A 25,827-nucleotide genomic window follows, 5' to 3' on the forward strand; every position below is an offset into this window, starting at 1 on the left:
CTAATTTACAACGATGGAGATACCGCTGGTATCTTACATCTATATAATCCTCTCCAGCAGGTCCCCCACTTTTTCAGCCATCTCCTTCGGAGAATAAGGCATTTTATTTTTAAGCCACCATTCTACAATGCCTACGTAGGCATTGGCTGCAAACTCGGCAACTACCTCTTCGTTTTGACCCAGGTTTTTCCCTTGGGTTACATCCACTTCTTTTCTGAACTCTTCGATATTATGCTGAACAAACCGCGTTCGAAAAAAACGGGCACCTTCACTCGCCAGCATCGTCGAAAAAAACAAATAATTTTGTTCAAGATATTCCATGCAGTGTGCAGTTGCTTCGATCCATTCCATATCCGCTTCGGACTCACAAAAGTCGCTCATATTGCTGATATGTTCTTCCATGATCTTATCCAGCAGATCAAATTTATCCGTGTAATGAAGGTACACCGTTGCACGGTTAATATTTGCCCGGTCCGAAATATCCTGAATCGTTATGTTATCAAAGTTTTTCTCAGCCATTAATTCAAGAAATGCCTTCTTAATAGCTTCTTGAGTTCTGACAACTCTTCTATCCACTTTAGCCAATCTTGTATCCCCCCATACTTCCAAGAGTTATTCGACAATTTTTATTTGATTTGTTGTTTATACGATAAAATCGATCAAATTAACGAGTAGCAACCCTTGTATTCAACATGTTAGTAATATAAATTATAGACAGTTGTCGAGAAAACATCAATCGTAGTCTTTCGTCGCACTGACCTATTTACTCAGCATGTAGTTACTTTTTTAAGGATTGGGGTTGCTTAATTGGCTAAACGTAATCAACTACTTATTTTTATATTGACTATCGGCGTATTTGGAATATTGAATACCGAAATGGGCGTGATCGGGATATTGCCTTCTCTGGCTGAGCACTTTCATGTCAGTGTAACTCAAGCCGGGCTGCTGGTAAGCTTGTTTGCCCTTGGCATTGCTTTATCAGGACCGGTCTTGCCATTGATGTTTTCAGGATTCGACCGCAAAAAGGTCATGCTGCTTGTATTGGGCGTATTCGTTCTCGGAAACATGGTATCCCTTTTGACTTCCAGCTTTATCGTTTTATTAATAGCCCGTATTGTTCCAGCCCTTTTTCACCCTGTGTATTGTTCTTTGGCGTTTACAGCCGCAGCTTCCTCGGTAAGCAAAGAAGAAGCTCCAAAAGCGGTTTCTAAAGTGTTTATAGGCGTATCAGCTGGAATGGTTGCCGGCGTTCCGATCGCAAGCTTTATCAATAGTGCTGTTTCGTATGAAATGGCAATGGCCTTCTTCGCAGTCGTTAATGCCATCGTATTTCTCGCTACTTTATTTTTCATACCCGCTATGCCGGTTGAGCAAAAGCTATCTTACGGTACACAATTTTCCGTACTCAAAAAACCAATACTGTGGATATCCATCGTGGCCGTCATTTTATTGAACGCAGCTGTATTTGGGGTGTATAGTTATCTCACCGAATATCTGACAGCTGTAACCGATATGTCTCCGAATGGGATCACTATAACATTATTCATCTTCGGTGGAGCCAATATGATTGGGAACATAGTGGCGGGGAGACTGCTTACACGCCGTGCCGCTGTATCTGTAGTAACGTTTCCTTTGTTAATGGGCGCGGTGTATGTCATTTTATTTTTCACAGGTCAGTTTGCTTTACCGACAGCAGTGACTGCTTTCATTTGGGGTATATTAGCGGGAGGAATCATGGCCAATATTAATCAATATTTGATTGCATCTTCAGCCCCTGAGGCACCTGACTTTGCGAATGGATTATTTATTTCGTCCTGTAACGTAGGAACAACATTGGGCTCAGCCGCAGGTGGGCTGTTGATAACTGAAATGGGTACGAAATATGTCGTTTTAACGGGAATCCTATCATTAATCCTTAGTTTGGTTATCCTTATTTTAAGGAATTTCACGAGTAGTCCATCACAACAAATTTCCGCCTAGAGTCATCCCCGTTCGAACGCAAAAAGCCGCAGCAATGCGGCTTTAAGTTTGTATATTTATTTTCTACCTTCAGCTGTCCATTACCCTTCCACGATATCCGCCCGCAAATCTCCTGCAATTTCGATCATAAGGGGTACGACGTCTTGGTGAGAGACGGCTGCATACAACTCCCCCATATAGTGCCTAAAAGGAATGAGGGCGTCTCCATGCTGCCACATAAAGAAATCCCCTTCGATCGACATGGTACTTTCTTCCCCTTGTACAGTCAGCACCGTTTGGTAAGTAAAATCAGCCTTGGTTGAAAAATAAGCTTTGCATTCTTCCAATGAAATGTCTTGATCACCGGAGTCCGGCTGCATCGATCTCGTAATTCGAAAGCGTTGATTCATAAATATCCTCCAAAAATAAGACTTTCTACTTCATATCCTCCACTACCTTAATCGTTAAGCGGATCACTGTCAATGGAGGCTCAAGGGCTCTCCGTCTTTTATTGAACCGTGGAGAACTTGCGGGAGATGGTCCTGTATTTTGTGGGTGAGATACCTTTTTTAGCCGTAAATTGCTTGATCAAGTGAGTGTCATACTCAAATCCGGCAGCGTGAGCAATTTCGTCAAGCTTCATCCCGGTGTGCGTTAAAAGTTCACTTGCAACTTTTAAACGGTATGACAGCAAGTAACCCATGGCTGTAAGACCGCATCTTTCCTGAAACAGCTTATTAAGCGTCACTCGGTTTAAATGAGCGCAGCTCGTCAGATCTTCCAGAGAAATCTTTCTGGAATAGTTCGTGTGAATATACTCTAGCACCAAATCGACAGGGGAATGTGCGCCATTTCGGTTTAAATCCTCGAGCAAACCTAAAATCTGGATGAGGTATTTCTTGATTCTGCACACCCAGCGGGCATCACTTTGCGCCTGCACTTCCATGCCGAGTATAAAAAACCATTCAAATAAAAGCGGATATGCTTTCTCGGTGATACGGGGCACAGCTGTATATGCATCCTCCCTTTGAAAAAGGGAACGGCCTGTTTGGATTCTCGGACCCGTCGGGAAGTAGCCCCGCGTTTCGGAGAGAGTGATCGTGTTAAGAAATTCGGGATGAAAACGAAAGGATTGTGCAGCAACGTTTTGTTTTTCTATCACTTCCATCTCATCATCCTCGGCCAAGCAAAGGATACCAGGTGCTACGATCGATATCGGCCGTTCGTTTAACGTTCCGCTCATCCTTCCGGATGTGAAGAGAATGAGAGTATAACGCTCAGGATAAGGAAGCATGCTGAGATCCTCCACAGCGGCAAACTCAATGTTCACGGTACGATGTTTGTGTCGGTCTATTTGCGGCATAGCAATCACCTATCAAATTTTATAGTTAGATGCTTCGTTTATGCCAGTGTACCATACCAGCACAAAGGATATAATGGCGATGCAACGACAAAAGGAGGGAAAGCACGATGACTATTGAGCGTTTTCACATTCATGTCGCAGACGAAATTTTGGACGATCTAAAATACAGACTGGATCATATTCGCTGGCCGGAACAAGTAGATAACGATGGATGGGAACGAGGAACGGAATTAAGTTATTTAAAGTCGCTCGTTTCGTACTGGAAGGACCATTATGATTGGCGAGCCAAGGAAGCCGAGTTGAACCGCTTTTCCCAGTATTGCTGCCATATAGACGGGATCGATGTGCACTTTGTACATGAGCGTGGTAAAGGATCTAACTCTCTGCCCATCATTCTTACCCACGGTTGGCCCGACAGTTACCTTCGTTACGAAAAAATCATTCCTCTGCTTACGGATCCAGCCAGCTGCGGCGGAAACCCTGAAGACTCATTTGATGTGATTGTCCCGTCATTACCTGGTTTTGGGTTCTCAAGCCGCCCTGCACATTCCGGTGTCAACAATTTTCGTGTCTCGGAAATGTGGGCTAAGCTGATGACGCAGCACTTAGGTTACAAAAAATTTGCTGCCGCCGGCGGGGATATCGGCTCCGGTGTTACAAGGTACCTGGCAGCCAACCATCCGGAACTGTTATTCGGAATCCACTTGACCGATATCGGCATAATTAGAGATCTGATGACGTCAACAGATCAGGCAAAGCTGTCGGAAGAAGAACTGCGATATAAGAAAAACGCATCGGCATGGATTGCTGAAGAGGGTGGCTATATGTCCCTTCAATCGACCCGCCCCCAAACACTGGCGTATGGACTATCCGATTCACCGGTCGGCTTGGCAGGCTGGATCATTGAAAAATTCCGGGCATGGAGCGATTGTAGCGGTAATCTTGAGCAAAAATTCAGCAAAGATGAACTGATTACGCATATGATGATTTATTGGGTGACAAACACGGCCATGTCGGCAGCGAACATCTATTATGAGAATTCTCATTCCTTACCGCCTTTGGGCTACATTGAGGTGCCGACAGGCATTGCATTACTCCCTGCAGATATATTGCTGCCGCCCCGAGAATGGGCTGTACGCAACCTAAATGTAACCCGCTGGACTACGCTGCCCCGTGGTGGACATTTTACCGCATTGGAAGAACCCGAGCTCTTGGCACAGGACATTCGTGCCTTCTACAAGCCGTTTAGAGGGACAAATCATCATTAATATTCATGAAGATCCGAAACATGCACTCCCCAATACTACGATAAACAACGGCAGCCGATCGTGTGATCGGCTGCCGTATTTGATCTTCAATATAACGGACGGATGTCTTTGGCAAAAGGCTATCAAATCAGCTCTAGCGCTTTCAGCAAGGCGTATTCACTGGATTTGGCCCCTTCTTGCGAATAATGCGCATTCGGAAACGCTGGAGCCAAATGATGATATCCAGGATATACATGCAGCTCCACCAAAACACCGTCAAAGGCAAGCTGTTTTGCAAATAATATCGCTTCATCTATGAACAAATCAAAGCTGCCTATGCTGATATAAGTGGGTGGTAAACCCGCCAGCGATTTTCGCGCGCGCAGGCACGTAATACTGGCTGGTCCCCTCTTGGCCGGGTTCATATCAGATGGATGGTTCCTGTCATTATGAATTCTAGTCAACCATTCTGCTCCAATGACGCTTATTCAGCCAGGGTCTCGTCCGTTGAAGAAAAAAGGATATTTGCCTAAAACCAAGAACTTCTTAACATGTTAGATAGAATGGACTAAAGAATTTAATTGTTATAGAGCCGTATGGGACCGTAATAACAGGAAGTTCAAAGCTAAACTTTAGTTCAATCTATATGCTTGTTTTATTATACGAAGTTTATTTAAGGATTGGAGGAACTCAAATGGAAGACATCATTCAGGAATATGCCTCAGGATACGCAATGCTGCGTGAGGCCATCGAGGGGTTAACGGAGGATGAGCTTCGTTACAAGCCTGCACCGGACCAATGGAGCATTCATCAAATTATCATACATGTGGCGGATTCAGAGATGTCTTCTACATCTCGACTTAAAACAGTCTTGGCGGAGGATGAGCCGACCCTCATTTCATTTGACCAGGACGCATGGGCGAACAACTTAGGTTATGATGTATTGGACCGCGAACAATATCTGCAGCTGTTCAAATTGCTGCGCCTCAGTATGCAGACCATCCTAGACAATCTAACCAAAGAACAAATCGAGCGAGTCGGGGTGTATATTGACCAGGGGCGATTTAGCTTTAAGCAATTATTGGTATTTCGTGTTGAACATGTCCGTGGTCACCTTGCTCAAATTGAAAGAGTAAAGAAGGCCTACCGCGAAAGCCAACCATTTTGATATAACCAAGCAGCTCAAATGGTTCCACTGAAATGTTTGGCGATCCATGTATACTCAACCCACTGCACTACGCTCTGTTTTAGATCCAGTATCTATTTCATCCCATGTTTATGTAAATTAAAATGCAAAAAAGCCGCATCCTTGCGGCTTTTTCATAAGTAGTTTAATACTCTTTCTTTATGACAAAAAACGAGCCCCGAATCGTTCCAGCTAATTTAGACTTCTGCCGGGCAAACTTAAACTTTTCCAGTTCCTTCGGTTCCTCCATCCCGTCCGAAAGCTTAAAACCAACGGCCCGCTTCTTCGGGTCATCTACCGTATACATCACATTGAGCCCCAGACCATCTTCATAAAAGACATAGGTGAATTGAATATTTTCGACTTGAAATTGCGATGTTTCCAAAGGCTTGGCTGAAAACTCGATCTCTCGTTCTTCTTTCAAAATCCGGTTCACATAATCCAGAGTCTCCTGGCTTTCGCTGGCGGGTACGACCGTAAATTTGTGCTTATACTTGTTCATGAAGTAACGGGCCTCATTCGCCCGAAGCCCAGCAAGCGCTTCTGCTACTGGAGAAGACTCAACACCAACGGTGGACACATCTTTAAAATCAACGATATACGACATTTCTATCCCTCCTAAAAGTTTTGCAAGGCGTTACACCTTAGAACTCACTTCGGGCAAAATCCGCCCCGAATACTTCACGAATTTGCTTACTTCTTCACAACAGGAATCCACATTTCGCCAAATACGACGCCGTCTCGCTGCCCCATCTCAACGGTTGCATTCGGCCCTCCAACATAAGCATAATCTTTCGCTTCTGGCAGCACTTGACCAAACGCAACGCCAGCAAGCTGATTGCTCAAATCATTGGATGTCGGCGCTTCCCCTTTAACAACGAGGTATTCGCCCTGAGGGAATTGGATCATTCTCGTTGCCTCCGGCAGCGAAGCATCCGTCATGACGCCGGCATAGTACATCATCTTGTTGTTCACCGCTTCGTTCACGGCAAAAATGAAATTATTAGCGGCGATGGATTTTAACGTATCCAGCCTTCCATCTTCTTCGACAGCCGACCAGAATTCTGCTTTTTCTTTGTTGATGCCGGCGTAGTCTGTGTAATCGCTCTTCAGTTCCGTACCAATCCCCAAAACGATAAAGCTGTCCTTTTCTTCCAACGTATATTGTGCCATTTTGATTACCATCCTTTTTTTAAAATTTGTTCAAATGATTTGTGTTTTCACTTGATGGGTTTATAATAACCTTGAATCATGTCAAAAAGTGATACTGTTTAGGAGACTCCTATGAAAAAAGTTGAACGTATTAATACTATCATGCGGTATATCAACAACCGTGCCCACTTTACGATTTCCGAAATTATGCGGGAATTTAACATCTCCCGATCGACGGCGATCCGGGATATCCGGGAAATCGAATCGATGGGGATGCCGCTTGTTGCAGAAGTCGGCAGGGATGGCGGGTATTTCGTCATGAACAACTCGATCCTGCCCACGGTGCGCTTTACCGATAACGAAATTAAAGCCTTGTTCATTGGCTTTATGGCCACAAGAAATCAGCAGCTCCCTTATCTGAAAAGCCGCCAATCGCTGGCCGAAAAATTACTTGGCCTGATTTCAAAAAACCAGCAGGATGACCTTGTCCTGTTGAATCAAATTTTGCTGTTTGAAGGAACCAACCCCAATAATCCCGACCTGCTCGACCTGTCGGACCTCCCCCATCCGATGTTGGAAAAGCTCATCCAAGTCCTTCTCAAGGACGAATATTTATGGATCACCATCCAAGAAGAGATGGAAATCAAGTCCTATCCCATTTATCTACTGCACCTCTATCGTGAGAAAAGCGTGTGGCTGATCGAGGGATTTGATTTGAAGGAAGAAAAGAGAAGGATTATTCCAGTTGATGACCTTACCAATGTAGAGCCGTACCCTTTGAAAAAAAGAATAAGTAAGAAAAAAATCCAAGAACAACTGCGTAAGCAGGATGAAATCATCAACCTGGTCATTGAACTGGGTCCAAAAGCGATTGCGCAGTTCAGAAAATACCATCCAATAAAAGTATCCCTTTCCTATACGAATCCTTACCAAACGACAGCCATTTTAAGGACATATATTCATGTCGATAAAGCCGAAGAAATAACCGAACTAACCAATTGGCTGCTTTTTCTGGGTGGAGATATCAAGATCAGGGAGATGCCGAAAGAAGTCTTGGAGGTGATCCAGGAAAGAATGGGCTTGTACCTTCCATAAACTGAGCCGGTAAAGCCCCCATCTTTTTCAGTCTGGCATTGAATTAGTGTTTTTCAGTAAATTTCATTAACACACGATTGCACTGTCTAATAAAATCAATGATGAACTCAAGTTCCTTATCATCATAATTAGATAGCAGTTGATTCATTTCTGCTGCAAATGAACTGAAGAGCGGGACAATGTTCTTTTCTGCATTTTCTTGGTTCATGTAAATGTTGACCCTTCTCTTGTCTTCCGGATCCTGTTCACGAAAAATATAGCCTACCTTTTCCAGCCTGTCCAAAACGCCCGTGACTGCTCCCGTTGTCAATCCAGTCAATGTAGCAAGCTGACCGGCTGTAAGCGGTTGGTTCTTCATAATGACATCCAAGCATTTGTGATCCGTGGAATTGATTCCTAACTTTGCAGCAATGGCTTGGTGAAACAGGATCGTTGCCGTACTGTTATTCCGTAATTCTTCAGTAAGAATATTGATGTTTTTGCTTGTTGACATAAAAATCATCCTCTTTTATATTTATCTTATCTCATGAGATAAAATGCTTTGCTGCTATCATTGTATCAATAAAATTGCCGATGAGCAAATGAAAAGAGGCTGATAGATATGTCCCAAATTTCAGTGGCCATTGCTGGAGCCGGGTTAAGCGGATTGTGTTTGGCCCATTCTTTACTTCGTGCCGGGTTCGATGTGCAAGTGTACGAAAGTGATCCGGAACCGTTTGCCCGCCGCCAGGGATACCGGGTCACGTTAGACGAGCACGGGATGGCAGGACTTCACAAGTGTCTTCCGCCGCGTTTATTCGAGTTGTTTTTGGCCACCACATCGCCCACTGACGAAGATTCTTACTTTCGAGTTACAAATCAGGATCTTGGAGAGGTCTTCAAGCTCACATTTAAAGGGGATCGGAGTGGTACCGATTTACGAACGCCGCGTCAAACCGATCGCCAAACCCTGCGTACGATTATGCTCGAAGGGCTGCAGGATCGGATTCATTATGGAAAAAAGGCGGTTCGGGCCGATGTGGCAGCGGATGGCGCCACCCTTCACTTTTCTGACGGAAGTTATACACATGCTTCACTCGTCATCGGTGCCGATGGTGTAAACTCGGCATTACGCAAGCAGCTGTTGCCCGACTGTGACCCGGAGGATGCGAACAGCTGGGGAATTTATGGTCGCACGCCTCTTCTGCATAACGGTCAGTCCATCGTTCCTGCTCCACTGAAAACGAGCGGCGTATACGCCATTGGAAAAGCGGGTAAAGGCTTTTTCTTTACGACGATGAACTTTCGCGAAGCTCCGCAAGCGGCTTTTTCTCGATTTGGAGCAGAGCAATTACCTCCCATTTCTGACGATTATGTTATGTGGGCTCTTCTCTTGCCCAAAGAACTGTTTCCGGTATCTCAAGAGAAACTTGATTCCGAGATACTGCATCGCTTCGCACTAGAGACTGCCCTGGATTTTCATCCCGTGCTGCGGCGGTTCGTGAATCAAGCCGATGCAGATTACACCATGCTGGTAAAATTAAAAGCGGCCAGGAAGCCGTCTTCCTGGCCGGTGTCGCGAATCACTTTAATGGGCGATGCAGTACATGCTATGCCACCAACTGGATCTCATGGAGGCAACACAGCTCTACGAGATGCAGCTCTTCTCGCTGAAAAACTTAAAGCAGCAGTATCCCGAGGCGAACCTTTAGAGGAAGCCATTGCATCTTATCAAGCAGAGATGAGCCAGTATGCATTTCGTGAGGTGGAAGCTGCCAAGGCGATGCTGAAGCGCTTCTCCATTCATAATCCCTTCATGAGTTGGGTCATGTTACGTGCAATGCCCTGGATTCGTTCCTTTAAAAACAAGCCGTTAACAACTACAGAATAATTTGCCGACGCCAGCTATTCCAATATTTCAATGTACCCTTCTGTTCCATTCACACGAATTCGCTGCCCGTCTTTGATGAGCTTGGTCGCATGATCCACACCGACTACGGCCGGCAGGCCATATTCACGCGCGATCACGGCTCCATGGGTCATCAGGCCGCCTACTTCCGTGATCAAACCTTTGATGGATACAAACAATGGGGTCCAGCTTGGATCCGTAAATGCGGTAACCAAGATATCTCCTTCTTCCAAAGCAGCATCTTCCATGCTTAAAAGGACACGGGCACGTCCCTCGATCACACCGGAAGAAACAGGCAGACCTAAAATCGCATCGGCCGGGAGATTTCCCCGTTTGTACGAACCTCTAAACATTTCGCCATCAGACGTGATGACGCGCGGTGGGGTCAGTTTTTCATATACTTTATACTCGTCTTTGCGTTTGCTGATGATCCGATCATCCAGCATATTGGTGCGAACGGCTTCGTGAAGCTCTTCAAAAGTAAGGTAGTATATATCTTCGATATCATGAATGACGCCGGCTTGCACGAGTCGTTCGGCTTCTTTCAGTAAAGCCTGCTTATAAACAAAGTAGCGGCTCACCCAGCCATATTTAGGGTATTCCCGATACCCGATGAAATTTCGGACAAGATCGATCATCCGTTTCGTTTCGTCGGCTTTTTGATCGCCATCCGGCAGCTGTCTCAACCGATTTAACAATTCTTGTTCTTTGGCCAAAGCTTCCTGGCGGCCTTGCTCGAATTTCCGGCGGCTCTCATGAGGCTCAAAGTTTTTGATGTTGCTCAGGATCAATGGGACCAGCGTAATCGGTTTTTCGCTCCAACGGGTACGACTGATATCGATTTCTCCAGTACACCGCATGCCGTATTTGCTCAGATAATCATAGATCGCTTCCTGGGCTTCCCTACCTCCATCAAACTTCACCAGTTCGTCCAGAAAGTGATCTTCTGTTACATGCTGCAAATAATCAACCACTTCCGGATAAGGGCGAATCACATCCGCGACATCCAGCAGCGCCAAGCCCATTTCCGAAGTAATATTGTTTGGCACGGATTGAGAAAGCGTATCGGCTGCGTTTTTTTCGCCTAACCATTTGTTCATATGTTCATTGATCCAAAAAGTAGCATTTATAGCAGACATAAACACAGCCGTACTTTGCGGATCAAATAAAATTCTCCTTAATTCCTGGATGTCTTCGAGGATGAAATCAAACAATTCTGCCCCGGATTTCATTTGGATCTTTTGTTTTAAAACTGTTATCGAGGCTTGATTCCGCTGGATCAAGTCAGTAACGATAGATGGATCGTTCTCGAAGGCTGTCGGCTTATCTGTATTACTTTTAGCGGGAATGGGTGCTGTTTGATCATTCGGTACCAATTTGACAAAGTTTCGCTCGATTACGTTCTCGATTGCGCCTATGAAAAGCGGATCGGATTCCAAGTTTTTTAATAAAGCTTCCCGGCCGGCAGTCGTAGTCAGCCTAGGTGCTATATCAATGAACAACCTCCCGCCGGCTGTACGCATAGGTGCAGGAGTAATTAACAAGTAAAAAGACAATCCCAACGGTTTGATCGGATCCGTCATCATTTGTTGATGGCCAACAGATAGATAGACGTGATTATCCTGATCATTTGCTTCAGGGATCGGGTATAGCGTTGTAATCGGCCGGCTCTGAACAATATAAAATGTATTATCAGCCAAACACCATTCGATGTCTTGCGGCTGGCAGAAATAAGCTTCGACCTGTCTTCCGATCCGTTCCAGCTGCACAATGTGTTGATCGGTAAGAGTTTGAGCCTTTTGCTGATCCGGATCGATTAGGCGTGTTTCGGTTCCGCCTTCTTTTCGTCCATAGATCGCCAATGTTTTGGCTGCTATCCTCTTATCGACGATTTCCCCTCCTTGTACTTTATAATTATCAGCGGATACCAAGCCGGAGACCAGTGCTTCCCCAAGTCCAAAACTGGCATCAATGGACAGCTGCTTCCGGTTGCCGCTCATTGGATCAGCGGTGAACAATATCCCCGAAGCCTGCGGGAATATCATCTTTTGAATGATCACGGATAAATAAATGTGACGGTGATCAAATCCATTTTGTATACGGTAGATGACTGCGCGATCCGTAAATAACGAGGCCCAGCATTTGCTGATATGCTGCAGAATGGCATCAACACCGATGATATTTAAATAAGTATCCTGCTGCCCTGCAAAAGAAGCGTGCGGCAAATCTTCGGCGGTTGCACTAGAACGCACAGCGTAAGCGTGTTCCTCGCCGAACCGGGAGAGATAGTGAGTCACTTCCTCCACAACATCGGAAGGAATTTCTGCTTCCGTAATGGTCTGCCGAATCTTCCCGCTGATCTCACCAATTTGGTCTCGATCATCTGCGTTTAGCATGGTTAGTTGTTGGAGTAATGCATGATACGTTTCGTTTTGTCCGATGGCTTTTTGATACCCCTCTGTTGTAATACAGAATCCTTCGGGGACCTGGATTCCGTCAACTTTAGATAATTCTCCTAAATTTAACCCTTTTCCGCCAACGAGATAAAGCTGCGATTTTTCGATTTCATGAAACCCAAGAACCATTGAACTCATTCGACCATCTCCCTAACCATTAGATTGAGAAAAAAAATATTTGACAAGAGTTTAACTGGCATGTTACACTTAAAATGTAAGATAAGGTATTTATGACTTTATAACATGAACAGTCGTGATCTGATTATATCATCACGTCTTTTTTTGCGCAATAAGAAAGAACCTGGGATTTTGTCCAGGTTCTTTTTTTGATTTACAGCATCCCAATCTGAGGGTCGATATCGTCATTCAAGGCGTTCCATCGCCTTCCTCTCAATCGGACTCGGCTCTGAATTTCTGTTATTGATCGTCCGCGCTGGGTCCGTACATCCCAGGAACGGATATTCCGAGCAGTCGCAGATAAACTGTCAACTGTCCCCGATGATGGTACACGTGATTGAACATCAGCGTACGGGCCATATCGATTCGGGGTGCTTCCAAGATGGTCTCTCCTTTGCTGACGAGCTTCCAGGAATTCCTTAGCCCATCTTCTCCCCATTCCCGAAGCTTGCTCCCGGCGAGAGACACGCTCCATTCCAGTGCCTCAAGCAATTCTTGCCGGGTGGTCGGCTCCGGCAGCGGAACGACCGGAGCCTCGCTGACCGCCTCGTCCAGCAATAGAGCCAGCCCTCCGGGAACTCCCGCAGCATGCAGGGCGAGCTGTCCCAGAGACATCGACCTCGGGTGCGGCCGCCAAGAAAGTTTGTCCTCAGGCAGCCTTTCAAGAAGCAAGCGTGTCGATTCGGCTTCCCTTTTTAATTCACGAATCCAATCTTCAATCATGTTTATGGTGATCTCCTCCTCTGGCTAACGCCATTCATACCTTCATCCTATAACGCCAGACGCGGGAAGATTTCTTCAGAATTGCGGAATTGTGAATGTCAGGGTCAGGTCATGACTAACCTCTTTGTGGTGCTGGACTTTAGTCGAGGTCAGAAACCTGCTGCAGTCTGGTCCAAATCACGGCGTTATTCGTTACAATAGAATAAAGCAACACATTGGAGGAGCGATGGATCATGAATTACGAACATAAAGTCCAGAGGGAAGTTGCCGATTGGGAACAAAAGATGTTCAAACCGCCGGGATGGATGGAAAAAGCATCGAAAACCGTCGGCAGCCGGATCAACCATTTGATTCCCCCAAAGGTGCAAAACGTCATCACGACCACCATCCGGTCGATTGTGCGCACGGCACTGTTCGGCGCGGAATACACCCCTAGGCGCCCGGTGCAAAGTACGATGGATCTGGAAGCTGCCGATCAAGAAGCCAAAGACCTGTTTGCCCTGTACCAAAAAATTGCGGTTGCTGAAGGTGCTGGAACGGGAGCTGGCGGCATCATCCTTGGCATGGTAGACTTTCCGGCTCTCATCGCAATCAAGATGAAATTTTTGTTCGAGCTGGCGCATGTTTACGGTTATGACACGAAACATTTCTCCGAGCGGGTGTTTATTCTCAAGGTATTTCAAATGACATTTTCGGGGCCGGATAACCGTGCCAGGCTGCTCGATTCCATCAAAAATTGGCATATAGAAAAAGAACAATGGCTGTCTGATACCGAATATTCCAGGACGATGGACTGGGAGACTTTTCAGATCGAGTATCGCGATGCGATCGATTTCCGGAAAATGCTGCAGATGCTGCCAGGGATCGGCGCGATCGCAGGGGCATGGGCGAATTACACCATTCTTGAGGAGCTGCGCGAATCCGCCATGAACGCTTACCGACTGCGCAGATTGCACGATGATTTCGAGGTTTGATCGTACTGACTATTTTTTCTTTGTACTGAGAGGTCCTTCACTTATTGTTTGCAGCCCACACATCCAGCTGCCTTTGTTTTTCGGCGATCACTTTATCGATTCCGGCCGATTTTAATGCTGCGTTAAATTTCGGCAGGTAAACATCCGGATCCAGAGTTCCTGTCTCAAGCGCTTTTGAATATTGCTGAACGACATTCTGGATCGCGGCCAGTTCGGTTTTGACCGGTTCTGAGTTATAGGTGAATCCGAGCGCTGCAGACTTCTCCGCACTTTGGTTAAACGCCTCCATTTGCTTCCATATATCCGGACTGTCCGTCGACCACGGATAAGACAGCAGCTGATTCCCGAACATCCAACCTTGTCTCATGTTGTAGCCGCTGTTCGTCGCATCCACACTACTAGGAAAGTCAATTGTCCCGTCTTCCTTCACTTGATAGTGCTTTCCTTCAATCCCCCAATCCAGCAAATTGATGATTTGTTTGTCTGAGTAGAGCAAATTCAGAAACATCATCGCGCGCTCGGGATTTTTGGATTTGGCCGCAATGGCAAGCATCGCGTTCATAATCGTCAGCGTGTTCATTTTGGGCGGCGCTAGTGCGACTTCCGTCAGTTCCTTGCCGGCCCATGCTCCCGTCTGCGTCGTGATCCCCGGCTTGCCTTTATTCGGTGTCGCGAACCCGATGTTTGCCTTGATATAATCCCGGCCGGTTTGCGAGGTCGTTGCAATGTCTTTGGGGATGTATCCTGCCAGGAACCATTGACGTATCACCCCAATGAACTTCGCATATTCCTCGCTCTCATACAAATTAACGACCTTCAGCTGATTCGGATCGGTAAGTACACCGATCATGTCGCCCAGCGGATCAATCGTCGTCTGCAGCAGTGGATAGGCAATGGAACCTCCTCCTGACGCTTTACCCAGCATATTGGCTTCCGGATGCTTCTTTTTAACGCTTTCAAAAATCGGCTCCAAATCCTCGATCGTTTTCACCTGGCTGACGTCCATATTGCTCTCTTTTAACCAATCCGTTCGCATCAGAATAGTCGGATAAGCGGCAAAGTCCCGGATCGTTGGAACGCCGTATATTTTGCCGTCAATTTTTGCCGCTGCCAATACGTCCGGATCGAAGGCGTCTAGGATATCCTGGCCATGGGACTGAAGCAGGTCATCGATGGGCAGCAGCTTTTTTTGCGCGACTTCCGAAATATACTGGTCTTCCCCTGTGAACACCAGGTCGAGTTTCTCATTGCCGGAGAACATCAGCACTTTTTGCTGTGTCCACGCAGCCGCTTCAATGCGTTTCAGTTTGACGGTTGCATTGATTTTGTCTTTCGTAATCTTGCTGATTTCCTGCTCCACAAGACCAAGATCACGCTGATCCGGTCCCCAAAAAGCGATCGTAATTTCATAAGGGGCAAGTTTACCGTCACCAGACGCTTCTTGCGTTGACGACGACGGCTTCTTCTCACCGTTCGAAGAGGAGCTTGAACATCCGCTCAGAACGACGGTAACAGCCAGCACAAAGAACAACAAGGAATGAACCGACTTTTTCCACATAGGCTTTTGACCTCCCAGGATCTTCAATATGGAATCTCCACGCTTGGAGCTGAAGTACAGCAGAAAGGGTGACGAATGCCGCGTCACAGCGGCATTCGTCCGATCCCGATCTTCATGATGCCGCCAACTCGGACTGCTTGCGGTATTTCATCCACATGAACGTAAAACCTGCCACCCCTGCTACAGATATGATTGCGCAAATCGAATACATCGTTTGGGGACCCAAATAATCGAACATCCAACCGCCGAACAGACCTGCGATGATGCCGGAAATTCCACCCCACGTCAGGGCATAAATGGCCTGCCCGGTCGCTCTGTACTCGGCTGGTATTAATAGTGCGGTCAGACTGGTTCCGATATAGTAGTAGCCACCGAACGTAATACAATGCAGCACTTGGATAAAGATGACCTGGAGCGGTCCGCCGGCAACCGACATCAATAACCAGCGGATCACGAACAGGATACTTACGATGACCAGCCCTCCCAGCATCATCCTTGCCGATTTTTTCAGGAATCGGTCAAACAGCAGAAACACTGGAATTTCAAAGATCGCCGACAGGAACACCGACCAGCCAATCAATTCGTTGGAGCCTCCCAAGTTGGAAATGTACAATGTAACGAACGTTTGGTTGATCGAGTTCGGAACCGAAATGAGGATGCCAAGGATAACGAATACAAAGAATAGCTTGCTCGACAGCATCACTTTCCAATAGCTTTGTCTCTCGGTCTTCGGCTTGGAAGTCACTCTGCCCTGAGGTAGTCCGATGGTAAATGCCAGTGAGATCAGCATCATGATCCCGTACAACATCCAAAGATTCACCAGCCCCATCCAGCTGAGAACCGGTCCTGCCATCGCGGCAATGATCGCCCATCCCAGCGAACCCCATAGGCGAAATGCGCCAAACTTGTAGTTCGTGTTCTCGATGGCATTCAGAATCAGACTGTTGCTCTGCGAGAACGTGGGACTGTTGAAGAAAAAGAAGATCAGCATGAAGGCGAAAATGACGGCATATTCACGGAGCTGAAACACCACGATCGTCGCTAACAAATTCCCGGTCAGAAGAAAAATAAGAATACGTTTCACATTCTGCAGCCGGTCGCTCCAATAACCCCAAAATGGATTGGCGAAGATGGAAATGAAGGGCCCACCGGCCATAATCATGCCGATTTCCACTTTACTGAGTCCGATGTTTTGAAAATATAAAGGAAAGAATGAAGTCAAAATCGCAATCGTGCCATACAGGAAAAAGTTGAAACGTTTCAGTGCCGACAACGATCTGGAGGAATGGCCGGCCGCCGGATGGACCTCCCTCTTCCTTAAAGGCAGCATTAGAGCTGGATCGCTTTCGACAGGGATTGTTCGATGATATCGTCGCTGCTTACTTCCCGCCCAAGCCGGTCGGATAAATAAATGCCTTCGCTGATCAGCATCGTCTGTGAGGCGATGTGGGCCGTGGGAAGCAGCTCCACTCTTCCCTGCAGCGCGGCGACCCAGTGATGCTGCGAGGACTGGTATGCGTCATAATTCGGCTTCAAATGATTCCAGCGGCCGTCCATCTCATCCAGGTTGACGCTGCCGTTGACATCCATATCGCAAATCGTCGTATGAAAACTGAACGGGGCCATAATTTGCTGATCCGAATAGGCCGGCAGCTTAATGCCCCCTTTATCCCCAACCACAGAGCAGCCTTCGATGCTTCCCAGGTGAATGCTCCACGCTTCGATAATATCGAGCGTCGCGCCGCCTTCAAATTTTATGAATCCCAGCCCCAGCTCTTCCACGTCAAAGACCGCCTGCCCGGCACGCCCGGCATCCACATCCATCTCCCGGTAGCCTTTACCCGAAATCCGCTCCACCTTCGGTGTGCCAAGCAGGTACAGCATTTGCGCGATATGATAAACTCCCATGTCGATCAGCGCCCCGCCGGCGGCGATTTGTTTGTTTAGAAAAGCCGGGGTGCCATATCCGTCAATATAAGGGCGTCCTCTCCGGCGATGGCCGGTAGCCCTGGCATGATACAGCTTGCCGAGCATGCCCCCGTCGATCAGCGCTTTTGCCGCCTTGGTCTCTTTTCGATACAAGGTGCCAAGCTGAATATGCAGCTTCTTGCCGTAATCTTCTGCCGCTTCAAGCATGGTCAGCCCGTCCCGGTAAGTCCCGGCGATCGGTTTCTCACAGTATACGTCCTTGCCTGCCTCGAAAGCGGCAATCGTCACGGGGGCATGCAAATTGTTGTGCAGGCAGACATCAACGGCTTCAATGTCATCGCGCTTCAGCATTTCTCTGAAATCGGTATAGACGTGGGGAATATGGAACTCATGCGCGACCTTGAGGGCTTCCTGTTCATTGATGTCGCAGATGGACACGATCTGAACATCCTCCATATTTGCGTAATTTCTCAGGTGAGCTTTGCCGATCAAACCTGCCCCAATCATGCCAATGCGAACGGTTCTTCCCATTTCGATCAGTCCCTTCGGTTATTTAATTTAAACGGCTCAACATCCGCTTCACGGAAGCGATCGCCCATTCCATCTCTGCGTATTGATTGTCCGGCGCGTTGTACTCGATGCCCCAGTATCCGTCATAGCCGGCATCCAGCAGTGCCTTCACCATTTGTTCGCCCTTTGGTGATCCTACCGTCTTGCCGTCAAAATGCGTATGATAGACCCACGGCGCGACCAATGTGTCGCCAATGTCTTCATCCGAATCCCAGCGGCCCATATGGAGCAATATGCCAAAGCTCGGGTGATTGACCGCCTCGGCCACTTTTTTTAAGTATTTTGGATCTTTGGAGGTTCCCATATGATTTTCAGGTCCGACGATAAGTCCAAGGTCAGTCGCTCTCCGGCTCAACGCTTCGAACTTGTTTACAACATATTCGAACTGCTCTTCCGTCCCGGGCGCTGAGCTTTTATCTCCCGCATCGATGCGAATGGTTCGCGCGCCTAGCTTCTCAGCAATGGATAGGTAGGCGACAGCGTTTTCATAAAGCCTGCTGCGCTTGTCAGGATCTGCATCCCATAAATGCGCACCATCCACCGCGATGTTGATAATCGTCATTTCTTTTTCCCGTATCGCTTCGGCCAGACGTTGAATATATGCTTCATCAGGCAGTGAAAAAATGTCGTCCTTAACCCCTTCAAAGGTCCCGTTCCATAAATCAACGGTATCGAGATGGTATCTGTACTTGGACGATTCCAGGTACCCGAACGTATCCATCTTCCCTTCCCGGATCATATTGAAAAAAGAAAAACCGCCAATGCTGATTTTCATGGATTAGCCTCCCTGATTTGGTTTCTTTTTTTGTAACCACGTCCTGCAACCTCTGGCAGCTCTTCATCACCTCCTTAACATGCTGCAGGGAAATCATCCTTTAACCGCCCCGACGGTCAGCCCTTTAACGAAAAATCTCTGAAAGAACGGATACGTTAACACAATCGGGAGCGCGCCGATCACGGCAATAGCCAGGCGGACGCCCTGAGTCGGGATGGAACTGCCGTCCACCCTTGAAGAATAGTCTACATTATCCAGTAAATATTGTACGTTCAGCAAAATGGTATTCAGAAGCACCTGTATGCTGTACAGCCTGGAGTCTGAAATGTAAATGAGTCCGTTAAACCAGTCGTTCCAATAATTAATTACCTGAAATAGTCCGACCGTTGCCAGCACGGGAAGAGACAGCGGCAGCGCCATTTGCACGAATATGCGAAATTCCCCTGCTCCATCCATGTTCGCCGACTCGAGTACCGCTTCCGGAACCGATACGGTAAAAAACGTCCGCAGCAAAATAACATAGAAGGCACTGACCAGAAGACCCGGCACGATCAGCGCAAGCAAGGTATTGGTAATATGAAAAACATTCGAGTAGATTAAATAGGTCGGAACAAGTCCTCCGTTGAAGAGCATCGTGAAGAAGACGATAAATGAAAAGAAATTGCGCAGCGGTAAATCCTTCTTCGACAGCGGATAAGCGAGCAAAGTCATCAGGATCAGACTGGCTAGCGTACCTAAAAGGGTCACAACGACGGAAATGCCGTAAGAATTCAGGATCTCCCCCGATTTTTGAAAAATGAATACATAACTATCCAGGCTCCATTCACTGGGAAAAAACGAGTAGCCTTCCCGTATGATCGCATCCTCGTCGGTGAACGAGGCCAGGATCAGCAGCAGAAACGGCACCAGGCAAAACGCGACAATCAACCAGAAAATAAAATGGATAACGACTTGTTCAATCCGTGTTCTTCTCAAGGACTTCGCCTCCTTATTAGAACAATGAGTTGTCGGGGTTTATCTTCTTCACAACAAAATTGGAAATGAGGATTAGCGCGAAGCCAATCACGGATTGGTAGAAGCCTGCGGCGGAAGCCATTCCGATGTCTCCGCTCTTGAGCAGCGCCCGATATACGTATGTATCCAGCACATTGGTTGTTGGCAGCAGCGGCCCGGAATCAAGCGTCACTTGGTAGAACAGACCGAAGTCCGCATAGAAAATCCGCCCGATCTGCATTAAAGTCATGATAGTGATGACGGGGGTAAGGGACGGCAGGGTGATGTGAAAAATTTGTTTGAACTTCCCTGCCCCATCCAATGTGGCGGCTTCATAATACTCATGGTCGATGCCGACGATGGCGGCAAAGTAAATGATGCACAAATAGCCGACGCTGTGCCACAGCTTGACGATAGTGAGGATGACCGGCCAATATTTCGGTTCCGTATACCACATGACGGGATCCAGTCCGAGAAAAGGAAGGACCGATTTGTTCATGAAGCCTGTTTCCATGCTTAATAACGAAAATACCAGGTAACCGACAATGACCGTTGAGATAAGATAGGGCAGCAAAATGGCACTTTGGTAAAAGCGCTTTAAAAACCGCTGTTTCACTTCGGCCAGCAATATAGCCAGCGCAACGGCGAAGACAAGATTGAGTAAGATGAATACAACGTTGTAGAGGATGGTGTTCCGGGTGATGATGTAGGCTTCAGACGTCTTGAAGAGATACTCGAAGTTTCGAAAACCAATCCAGTCCCCGCCGAAGACCCCTTTGGAGAAGTCGATTTCCTTAAAAGCGATGATGATGCCAAACATGGGAATGTAGTTATTGATGAGCAAGTAGACAATACCGGGGAGAATCATCAGGTACAGGATTTTGTATTTTTTGGCCTTTTTGAGAACTGTGCGGTCCAACCAGGATGTCATAGTAATTCCCCTCCTCGGAATAAATGACTGCTGCACGCCTACCGGGATTCTCAAAGATTGAACTCGGCATCCTCCTCCTCTTCGATTAATTTTTCCACCGGACAAATTAATTAACGAAAAAAATTCGCCTCCTTGAGGCACGTTTGTGATCATTATAGGGACGCCTTTACGGCCCTGTCAATGTGTTTTTTTTATTTGCTATCCCTTCCACTGCCCGCCTGGACTGGGACTCGTTGACAGCACAATGGGCATTTTTCTATAATCGCATTGACACAAGAATAGGCTACACTCCCGTTCCTATGCCCTCTTTCAGCCTAGCCGTCAGGAATCAGCACTCCTGTCCTGACGGGGACTCGGCCAATCATAACTTCCGAAAGTAGGAGAATGCGATGACGAATAAAATAGGAAACCAGCAGATGCTGCGGGAGATCAACGTTTCGACACTGCTGCATATGATTTTTGAGCATGGACCGATATCCCGTGTCGAATTATCGCGAAAAACCAAGCTGAGCCCGACGACCGTTTCCGTGCTGATCGAGGAGCTCATCCGCGAACAGCTCGTGCACGAGACCGGTATGGCCGGTAAAGGTGTCGGTCGAAAAATGACCCTGCTGAATATTCGCGCTGACGGCGGATATGTCATTGGCGTGGATATTTCGAGTTCTCCGGCGCATTGCGTGCTGCTCGACCTAAACGGTCAGCTGGTAGCCAGCCAAAGCCTGGAATCGGTGCGCGGCCAGGACCAAATTCGAACTTCGCTGGTGAAACAGCTGCAGCAATTCATCCATAAGCAGCGGATTCCCCATGAGCTCATCAGACGCATCGGCATTTCCCTGCCTGGGAGACTCGATGAGACGCAAAGCATCGTCATCTCTTCTAAATATTTGCAGCTGGAACAGTTCCCTATGCGTCAAGTGCTGGAGCAAGAACTCTCGATTCCGGTACTGCTGGCTAATGATTTGGACGCCGCCGGATTTGCCGAACGATTCAGCGGAGCCGCCAAAAATGAGCATACCATTATTTTTCTGCTGATCGGCCAGGGCACAGGAGCTGGACTTGTCCTGAACGGGGAGATTTATCACGGCTCCAGCGGAGCGGCCGGACGAACCACTCATCTCTCTCCGTATTGCACGCCCATCCTTGCGGAAAGACTTCGCACGAACCATCCGGAAGAGTTCGGATCCATGTCGCCGGAAGCAACGGTTCATGCCTTTATGGACCTGGTTCTCGCCGGCGTCCAGCCCTTCAGTGACCAAGGAGAGCTCATTATCCGTGATATTGCCGATTATTGCGGAAAAATGCTGGAAATGCTCAACCCGCAAAAAATGATTCTGGGCGGCTGGATTACTGACAATGCGGCGTTTTTCAACCGTCTCGTACATGCGATTCACGAAGCCGACCACTCCCCCTATGGAGACACGCCGATCGTCGTATTCCACTGGAAAGAGTACGGGTCTGCCTTGGGGGCGGCGATGCTTGGACTGCATGAAATTTTCAAAAAGAAGACGGTACAATAACTTTATGCTGGTGGTCCTTTACAGCAATATATGTTCATGCCCAGCGCTGCCGGACATGAACATATCGTTGTCGAGGAAGTACCATCAAACCGCTGCGCCGACTGCTGCTGTTTTTAACGCGCACTAGTCTCGACCTGCAAAAGGTTCGCTTATTTGGAAAATGACTGCGTCATATCCGTATCCAACTCTTTGGACACGGACTTTTTAAACTTGGAAGTCGAAATCAGCTCTCGAAGCAGCTCCTCGTATTGGTCCGCGTCAAATGGAACGGCTACCATTTGCTTGGTGAACGATGAGAGCATGATTCCGTTGGCGATGGTGACCGACCGGATCCCCTCCGTTCCTTCTGCAATCAGCTCGCCTTTCCCTGTGCTTATTTTTCGAATGAACTTTTCTGTGACCACCTTATGCCCTGCTTCCACGTTTGTATCAACTTCGATATCCTCTTCTTCATACTCCACGTTCCCGAACCCGTCCTGCGTTTCGCGCAGATGCTTCAGCATGGAAATATGATTGCGGTAGATCCGAAGCTTATTGTTTTCGTACAGAAGTCTTCCGTTCTCCCCAACGATCTCCAGACGGTTCACCCCCGGTGACTCCGCAGTCGTCACGATAAAATGCCCGATCATGCCGTTATCATGCTCGAAATAAGCGGTGACTTCGTCTTCCACTTCAATATGGTGGTACTTGCCGATATGGGCATGTCCGCTAATTCTTGCCGGGATCCCGAAGACCCATTGATAGAAATCGAGATTGTGCGGGCATTGATTGGTCAGGATGCCGCCTCCCTCCCCCGCCCAGGTCGCCCGCCAATCACCGCTGTCATAATAAGATTGTGATCGGAACCAAGCGGTATTGATCCAAGTGGCTCTCGTCAGTTGCCCTAATTCACCGCTGCCAACCACTTCCTTGATTTTTTTATAATAGGGAAGCGTCCGTTCCTGGAACATCATGCCGAACACCAGATCGGGAAACTTCTTCTTGGCCTCTGTGTAAGCATCGATGGTGAGCTTGGCGTCATTGACATGAACGGCCAATGGCTTCTCGCAGAGCACATGGATTCCACGTTCGAACGCATCACTAGCAATGGCTGGGTGGCTGTAATGCGGCACCGCTATAATGACAGCCTCGAGCCCGGATTGCTCGAACAGCTCCAAATGGCTGTAATAGGCCTTTGTGCTGCATTCGGCAGCAAACCTGTCCGCCCGCTCTTGAACCGTATCACACACGCCTACAAGCTCAATTTGCTCCATCGACTTTATATTATGGATATGAGTTCTTCCGATGTTTCCTAAACCGACCAATCCGAGCTTCACTTTCTGCACGCTCATGCTTATATCCCCTCTCCTTTGAGTATTCGATACGATTACGACCAAGCCAAGCCTTCATTTAACAGCAGCCTTTTTAAGGCTTGTGCCGCTATTTTAAATCGCTCGGGTCCTTCTTGTTCCGGGAATGCACGGTGCAGATGAGGCTCGATGGATAAAAATCCGGAAAAGCTTCTCTCCTTCAGTGCTTTTACAAACGCTGAAAACTCGCCGTCTCCTTCGCCTGCCGGGACAAACATGCGCGACTGTTGGTCCGCATCCTTGATATGTACATATTCAAGGTAAGTTGACAGCTGCGGGTACGCCTCACTCATCGGCATCACCCGGTTCATGACAAAATTGCCGGGATCAAAGGCAAGTCTCAGGCAAGGAGAGTCACAATGCTGCAGAATGCTCAAGCAGCGCTCATCGGTATCTCCGTAAACGCCGCTATCATTTTCCATCAGCAGCGTAATATGTTCCTCTTCAGCTATTCTGGTCAGCATCTTCATACGGGAGAGCACTTCGCCGCGGTAGTTCTCCGGCTCTTCATTGTCGGGGATGTAATAAGAAAATACGCGGATATAGCGGGCATCCAATTGTTTCGCGATATCTGATGCGCGCTTCAATTTCTCAAGTTCGGGGGCAAAGGGGTCTTGAATCGGGTATTTACCGATTGGCGAGCCAATGGAGGACACGCGAACACTTGTTTTGCTTAATGCGGATTTCAATCGGACCAATTCTTCATCGGTCAATTCCAGTACATTTTTACCATACACGCTCCGGAGCTCCAAATAAGAAATGCCTTCGGACACGAGCACGTCGAGCTGTTCCTCCAAACGATCGGAAATTTCATCGGCAAATCCAGTTAGTACCAGCACTCTCGCATCACCTCTCCTTAAATTCGCAGCGACTAGGCTTAACTGTCGATATGGATTAGTGTAGCAGGCGGCGAGAAGCTGAGGGTACTTTCCGGTTGACCAGGTTGGTATCTTAAATGTTCTAAAATTGACTTTTTACCAAGCGTCTGTACTGCGTCGGGGTTTTACCCTCCCATTGCTTGAATACCTTGCTGAAATGGGAATGATTTTTAAAGCCCGTTTCATAACAAATATCCGTCACCGATTTCTCCGGGTCGAGCAGAAACAGGATTTTGGCCTGATTGATCCGTCTTCTGTAAATGTAATGAAATATCGTCATCCCCGTCACTTCTTGAAAAATGCGCACCAAATAATACTTGTTGATATGCAGGTTCTCTTGCAATTGGTCGAGACGAATATCGGTCATATAATGTTTTTCGATATAAGACAACGCGTTCTGAACGTGCTGCTCTTTTTCGGACGGGAAACCAGCTTCTTCTTTCACCGGCTTCATCAGTACTTGGCAAATGAAAAAAAGCGCGTCCAGACACAAGACCCGAAACCGCTCATGGGAGACGGCATCCGGTGCGGAATATAAGCAGTTCAATTTACGCAGCATTTCTTCGAATTCGTCCTGCTCCTCCATGCTGAGCTGAACTTTGTAGTTACGAAGTCTTTCGAAAGGCTGCAGGGGATTGACCGAGAATACATGCTCGGATGCAGCGCGAAAGTAACCGGGATCAAAATTCAGAAGCGTCCGCACATAGGGATGTCCTTCAAAGCTCTTAGGCATATGCAGAGTCAAACCATGCATCACGATGAGTGTACCTGGTTTGAGAACATGAATTTTGTCGCCGATCAAATACTGCCCTTTGCCCTCATGGAAATAAAAGATTTCATAGTGATCGTGGGATTGAAAATTCCCTGCCGTTACCGGGACGCGTTTTAAATATTCATATTTCAGCAGATAAGCAGGTTCCACATCGCTGCCTCCGATCCAGGGAACGTAATTTGATGCCACAGGATGTCTCAACTGTGCACCTTATAATATTTGCATAGGCATCACAATAATAACACTTCTTACGAATAAAAATGGTTCTGATTGCATTTGTTTTAAATTTCCTCTTGCTCAATATTGCCTATCCTGCTATTATGGAGAAGCGTAAA

At 47.4% G+C, this 25,827-nt stretch carries 25 protein-coding genes; 7 read left to right on the top strand and 18 right to left on the bottom strand.

The window, feature by feature from the left end; translation table 11 throughout:
• Positions 1-39 precede the first annotated feature (39 nt).
• The gene (locus ABIE48_RS16985; protein WP_192713830.1) at positions 40-585 is read right to left on the bottom strand and encodes a TetR/AcrR family transcriptional regulator; all 546 of its coding nucleotides are present in this window, start codon (positions 583-585) and stop codon (positions 40-42) included.
• Between the two features lie 222 nt (positions 586-807).
• Between ABIE48_RS16985 and ABIE48_RS16990 the strand changes: the two genes are divergently transcribed.
• Entirely contained in the window at positions 808-1,980 is a 1,173-nt protein-coding gene (locus tag ABIE48_RS16990; RefSeq protein ID WP_192713829.1) for an MFS transporter, read from the top strand.
• 80 nt (positions 1,981-2,060) lie between these two features.
• On the opposite strand, the gene ABIE48_RS16995 is transcribed toward ABIE48_RS16990, so the two are convergent.
• Both ABIE48_RS16995 and ABIE48_RS17000 read right to left on the bottom strand, forming a co-directional pair.
• A complete protein-coding gene (locus ABIE48_RS16995) occupies positions 2,061-2,369 on the bottom strand; it encodes a hypothetical protein (protein ID WP_145018254.1) in 309 nt (102 codons plus the stop codon).
• A 98-nt stretch (positions 2,370-2,467) separates the two neighbouring features.
• Complete coding sequence (locus ABIE48_RS17000) at positions 2,468-3,322, bottom strand: helix-turn-helix domain-containing protein (protein WP_192713828.1); 855 nt, start codon at positions 3,320-3,322, stop codon at positions 2,468-2,470.
• 107 nt (positions 3,323-3,429) lie between these two features.
• Between ABIE48_RS17000 and ABIE48_RS17005 the strand changes: the two genes are divergently transcribed.
• A complete protein-coding gene (locus tag ABIE48_RS17005; protein ID WP_192713827.1) occupies positions 3,430-4,590 on the top strand; it encodes an epoxide hydrolase family protein in 1,161 nt (386 codons plus the stop codon).
• A 122-nt stretch (positions 4,591-4,712) separates the two neighbouring features.
• On the opposite strand, the gene ABIE48_RS17010 is transcribed toward ABIE48_RS17005, so the two are convergent.
• Positions 4,713-5,033: an alpha/beta hydrolase gene (locus tag ABIE48_RS17010; protein WP_260869119.1), complete on the bottom strand. Its 321-nt coding sequence runs from the start codon at positions 5,031-5,033 to the stop codon at positions 4,713-4,715.
• 230 nt (positions 5,034-5,263) lie between these two features.
• Here ABIE48_RS17010 and ABIE48_RS17015 point away from each other — a divergent pair, with 230 nt between their 5' ends.
• Entirely contained in the window at positions 5,264-5,737 is a 474-nt protein-coding gene (locus ABIE48_RS17015) for a DinB family protein (protein WP_192713826.1), read from the top strand.
• A gap of 163 nt (positions 5,738-5,900) precedes the next feature.
• Here ABIE48_RS17015 and ABIE48_RS17020 read toward each other — a convergent pair whose 3' ends face one another.
• Complete coding sequence (locus tag ABIE48_RS17020) at positions 5,901-6,362, bottom strand: phage tail protein (RefSeq protein ID WP_192713825.1); 462 nt, start codon at positions 6,360-6,362, stop codon at positions 5,901-5,903.
• A gap of 86 nt (positions 6,363-6,448) precedes the next feature.
• Entirely contained in the window at positions 6,449-6,928 is a 480-nt protein-coding gene (locus tag ABIE48_RS17025) for a GyrI-like domain-containing protein (RefSeq protein ID WP_145018239.1), read from the bottom strand.
• 111 nt (positions 6,929-7,039) lie between these two features.
• Between ABIE48_RS17025 and ABIE48_RS17030 the strand changes: the two genes are divergently transcribed.
• Positions 7,040-8,002, top strand: a complete 963-nt coding sequence (locus tag ABIE48_RS17030; RefSeq protein ID WP_192713824.1) for a helix-turn-helix transcriptional regulator — start codon at positions 7,040-7,042, stop codon at positions 8,000-8,002.
• A 43-nt stretch (positions 8,003-8,045) separates the two neighbouring features.
• Here the strand turns inward: ABIE48_RS17030 and ABIE48_RS17035 are convergent, their stop codons facing one another.
• A complete protein-coding gene (locus tag ABIE48_RS17035; RefSeq protein WP_354519342.1) occupies positions 8,046-8,495 on the bottom strand; it encodes a MarR family winged helix-turn-helix transcriptional regulator in 450 nt (149 codons plus the stop codon).
• A gap of 108 nt (positions 8,496-8,603) precedes the next feature.
• Between ABIE48_RS17035 and ABIE48_RS17040 the strand changes: the two genes are divergently transcribed.
• A complete protein-coding gene (locus tag ABIE48_RS17040) occupies positions 8,604-9,872 on the top strand; it encodes an FAD-dependent oxidoreductase (RefSeq protein ID WP_192713822.1) in 1,269 nt (422 codons plus the stop codon).
• Between the two features lie 14 nt (positions 9,873-9,886).
• On the opposite strand, the gene ppsA is transcribed toward ABIE48_RS17040, so the two are convergent.
• Together ppsA and ABIE48_RS17050 are read right to left on the bottom strand one after the other, a co-directional pair.
• Positions 9,887-12,484 carry a phosphoenolpyruvate synthase gene (gene ppsA / locus ABIE48_RS17045; protein WP_192713821.1) on the bottom strand — a complete coding sequence of 866 codons (2,598 nt, stop codon included), beginning with the start codon at positions 12,482-12,484 and terminating at the stop codon, positions 9,887-9,889.
• A gap of 279 nt (positions 12,485-12,763) precedes the next feature.
• Positions 12,764-13,246 (bottom strand): DinB family protein, encoded by a 483-nt coding sequence (locus ABIE48_RS17050; protein WP_244879302.1) that lies wholly within the window; start codon positions 13,244-13,246, stop codon positions 12,764-12,766.
• Positions 13,247-13,479: 233 nt separating this feature from the next.
• Between ABIE48_RS17050 and ABIE48_RS17055 the strand changes: the two genes are divergently transcribed.
• The gene (locus ABIE48_RS17055; RefSeq protein ID WP_192713820.1) at positions 13,480-14,220 is read left to right on the top strand and encodes an EcsC family protein; all 741 of its coding nucleotides are present in this window, start codon (positions 13,480-13,482) and stop codon (positions 14,218-14,220) included.
• A 37-nt stretch (positions 14,221-14,257) separates the two neighbouring features.
• Here ABIE48_RS17055 and ABIE48_RS17060 read toward each other — a convergent pair whose 3' ends face one another.
• The 6 genes from ABIE48_RS17060 to ABIE48_RS17085 all read right to left on the bottom strand — a co-directional run bounded on the left by ABIE48_RS17060 (position 14,258) and on the right by ABIE48_RS17085 (position 20,976).
• Positions 14,258-15,778 (bottom strand): ABC transporter substrate-binding protein, encoded by a 1,521-nt coding sequence (locus ABIE48_RS17060; RefSeq protein ID WP_192713819.1) that lies wholly within the window; start codon positions 15,776-15,778, stop codon positions 14,258-14,260.
• Between the two features lie 112 nt (positions 15,779-15,890).
• Positions 15,891-17,108: an MFS transporter gene (locus ABIE48_RS17065; protein ID WP_192713818.1), complete on the bottom strand. Its 1,218-nt coding sequence runs from the start codon at positions 17,106-17,108 to the stop codon at positions 15,891-15,893.
• Entirely contained in the window at positions 17,108-18,238 is a 1,131-nt protein-coding gene (locus ABIE48_RS17070; protein ID WP_192713817.1) for a Gfo/Idh/MocA family protein, read from the bottom strand. Before ABIE48_RS17070 ends, ABIE48_RS17065 begins: the two co-directional genes overlap by 1 nt.
• Positions 18,239-18,260: 22 nt before the next feature.
• Positions 18,261-19,052, bottom strand: a complete 792-nt coding sequence (locus ABIE48_RS17075; RefSeq protein ID WP_192713816.1) for a sugar phosphate isomerase/epimerase family protein — start codon at positions 19,050-19,052, stop codon at positions 18,261-18,263.
• Between the two features lie 93 nt (positions 19,053-19,145).
• Positions 19,146-20,027: a carbohydrate ABC transporter permease gene (locus tag ABIE48_RS17080; protein WP_192713815.1), complete on the bottom strand. Its 882-nt coding sequence runs from the start codon at positions 20,025-20,027 to the stop codon at positions 19,146-19,148.
• Positions 20,028-20,043: 16 nt separating this feature from the next.
• Complete coding sequence (locus ABIE48_RS17085) at positions 20,044-20,976, bottom strand: ABC transporter permease (protein ID WP_354519346.1); 933 nt, start codon at positions 20,974-20,976, stop codon at positions 20,044-20,046.
• Between the two features lie 389 nt (positions 20,977-21,365).
• Between ABIE48_RS17085 and ABIE48_RS17090 the strand changes: the two genes are divergently transcribed.
• On the top strand, positions 21,366-22,493 hold the full coding sequence (locus ABIE48_RS17090; RefSeq protein WP_192713814.1) for an ROK family transcriptional regulator: 1,128 nt from the start codon (positions 21,366-21,368) through the stop codon (positions 22,491-22,493).
• Between the two features lie 149 nt (positions 22,494-22,642).
• On the opposite strand, the gene ABIE48_RS17095 is transcribed toward ABIE48_RS17090, so the two are convergent.
• The 3 genes from ABIE48_RS17095 to ABIE48_RS17105 form a co-directional block, all read right to left on the bottom strand.
• On the bottom strand, positions 22,643-23,824 hold the full coding sequence (locus tag ABIE48_RS17095; RefSeq protein ID WP_192713813.1) for a Gfo/Idh/MocA family protein: 1,182 nt from the start codon (positions 23,822-23,824) through the stop codon (positions 22,643-22,645).
• A 35-nt stretch (positions 23,825-23,859) separates the two neighbouring features.
• On the bottom strand, positions 23,860-24,681 hold the full coding sequence (locus ABIE48_RS17100) for a sugar phosphate isomerase/epimerase family protein (protein ID WP_192713812.1): 822 nt from the start codon (positions 24,679-24,681) through the stop codon (positions 23,860-23,862).
• Positions 24,682-24,802: 121 nt separating this feature from the next.
• Positions 24,803-25,642, bottom strand: coding sequence for a helix-turn-helix transcriptional regulator (locus ABIE48_RS17105; RefSeq protein WP_192713811.1), 840 nt, complete (start codon positions 25,640-25,642; stop codon positions 24,803-24,805).
• Positions 25,643-25,827: the final 185 nt, after the last annotated feature.

This window comes from Paenibacillus sp. OAE614, from assembly GCF_040546645.1.
In the GTDB taxonomy this organism is placed as follows: domain Bacteria; phylum Bacillota; class Bacilli; order Paenibacillales; family Paenibacillaceae; genus Paenibacillus_AQ; species Paenibacillus_AQ favisporus.

Excerpts from the sequence above, each read along its gene's own strand:
- ABIE48_RS17035 (WP_354519342.1), bottom strand. The coding sequence starts at position 8,495 with ATGTCAACAAGCAAAAACATCAATATTCTTACTGAAGAATTACGGAAT.
- ABIE48_RS17020 (WP_192713825.1), bottom strand. The coding sequence starts at position 6,362 with ATGTCGTATATCGTTGATTTTAAAGATGTGTCCACCGTTGGTGTTGAG.
- ABIE48_RS17070 (WP_192713817.1), bottom strand. The coding sequence starts at position 18,238 with ATGGGAAGAACCGTTCGCATTGGCATGATTGGGGCAGGTTTGATCGGC.
- ABIE48_RS17015 (WP_192713826.1), top strand. The coding sequence starts at position 5,264 with ATGGAAGACATCATTCAGGAATATGCCTCAGGATACGCAATGCTGCGT.
- ABIE48_RS17005 (WP_192713827.1), top strand. The coding sequence starts at position 3,430 with ATGACTATTGAGCGTTTTCACATTCATGTCGCAGACGAAATTTTGGAC.
- ABIE48_RS17025 (WP_145018239.1), bottom strand. The coding sequence starts at position 6,928 with ATGGCACAATATACGTTGGAAGAAAAGGACAGCTTTATCGTTTTGGGG.
- ABIE48_RS17000 (WP_192713828.1), bottom strand. The coding sequence starts at position 3,322 with ATGCCGCAAATAGACCGACACAAACATCGTACCGTGAACATTGAGTTT.
- ABIE48_RS17055 (WP_192713820.1), top strand. The coding sequence starts at position 13,480 with ATGAATTACGAACATAAAGTCCAGAGGGAAGTTGCCGATTGGGAACAA.
- ABIE48_RS17050 (WP_244879302.1), bottom strand. The coding sequence starts at position 13,246 with ATGATTGAAGATTGGATTCGTGAATTAAAAAGGGAAGCCGAATCGACA.
- ABIE48_RS17040 (WP_192713822.1), top strand. The coding sequence starts at position 8,604 with ATGTCCCAAATTTCAGTGGCCATTGCTGGAGCCGGGTTAAGCGGATTG.
- ABIE48_RS17030 (WP_192713824.1), top strand. The coding sequence starts at position 7,040 with ATGAAAAAAGTTGAACGTATTAATACTATCATGCGGTATATCAACAAC.
- ABIE48_RS17075 (WP_192713816.1), bottom strand. The coding sequence starts at position 19,052 with ATGAAAATCAGCATTGGCGGTTTTTCTTTTTTCAATATGATCCGGGAA.
- ABIE48_RS17085 (WP_354519346.1), bottom strand. The coding sequence starts at position 20,976 with ATGACATCCTGGTTGGACCGCACAGTTCTCAAAAAGGCCAAAAAATAC.
- ABIE48_RS17060 (WP_192713819.1), bottom strand. The coding sequence starts at position 15,778 with ATGTGGAAAAAGTCGGTTCATTCCTTGTTGTTCTTTGTGCTGGCTGTT.
- ABIE48_RS17065 (WP_192713818.1), bottom strand. The coding sequence starts at position 17,108 with ATGCTGCCTTTAAGGAAGAGGGAGGTCCATCCGGCGGCCGGCCATTCC.
- ABIE48_RS17090 (WP_192713814.1), top strand. The coding sequence starts at position 21,366 with ATGACGAATAAAATAGGAAACCAGCAGATGCTGCGGGAGATCAACGTT.
- ABIE48_RS16995 (WP_145018254.1), bottom strand. The coding sequence starts at position 2,369 with ATGAATCAACGCTTTCGAATTACGAGATCGATGCAGCCGGACTCCGGT.
- ppsA (WP_192713821.1), bottom strand. The coding sequence starts at position 12,484 with ATGAGTTCAATGGTTCTTGGGTTTCATGAAATCGAAAAATCGCAGCTT.
- ABIE48_RS17095 (WP_192713813.1), bottom strand. The coding sequence starts at position 23,824 with ATGAGCGTGCAGAAAGTGAAGCTCGGATTGGTCGGTTTAGGAAACATC.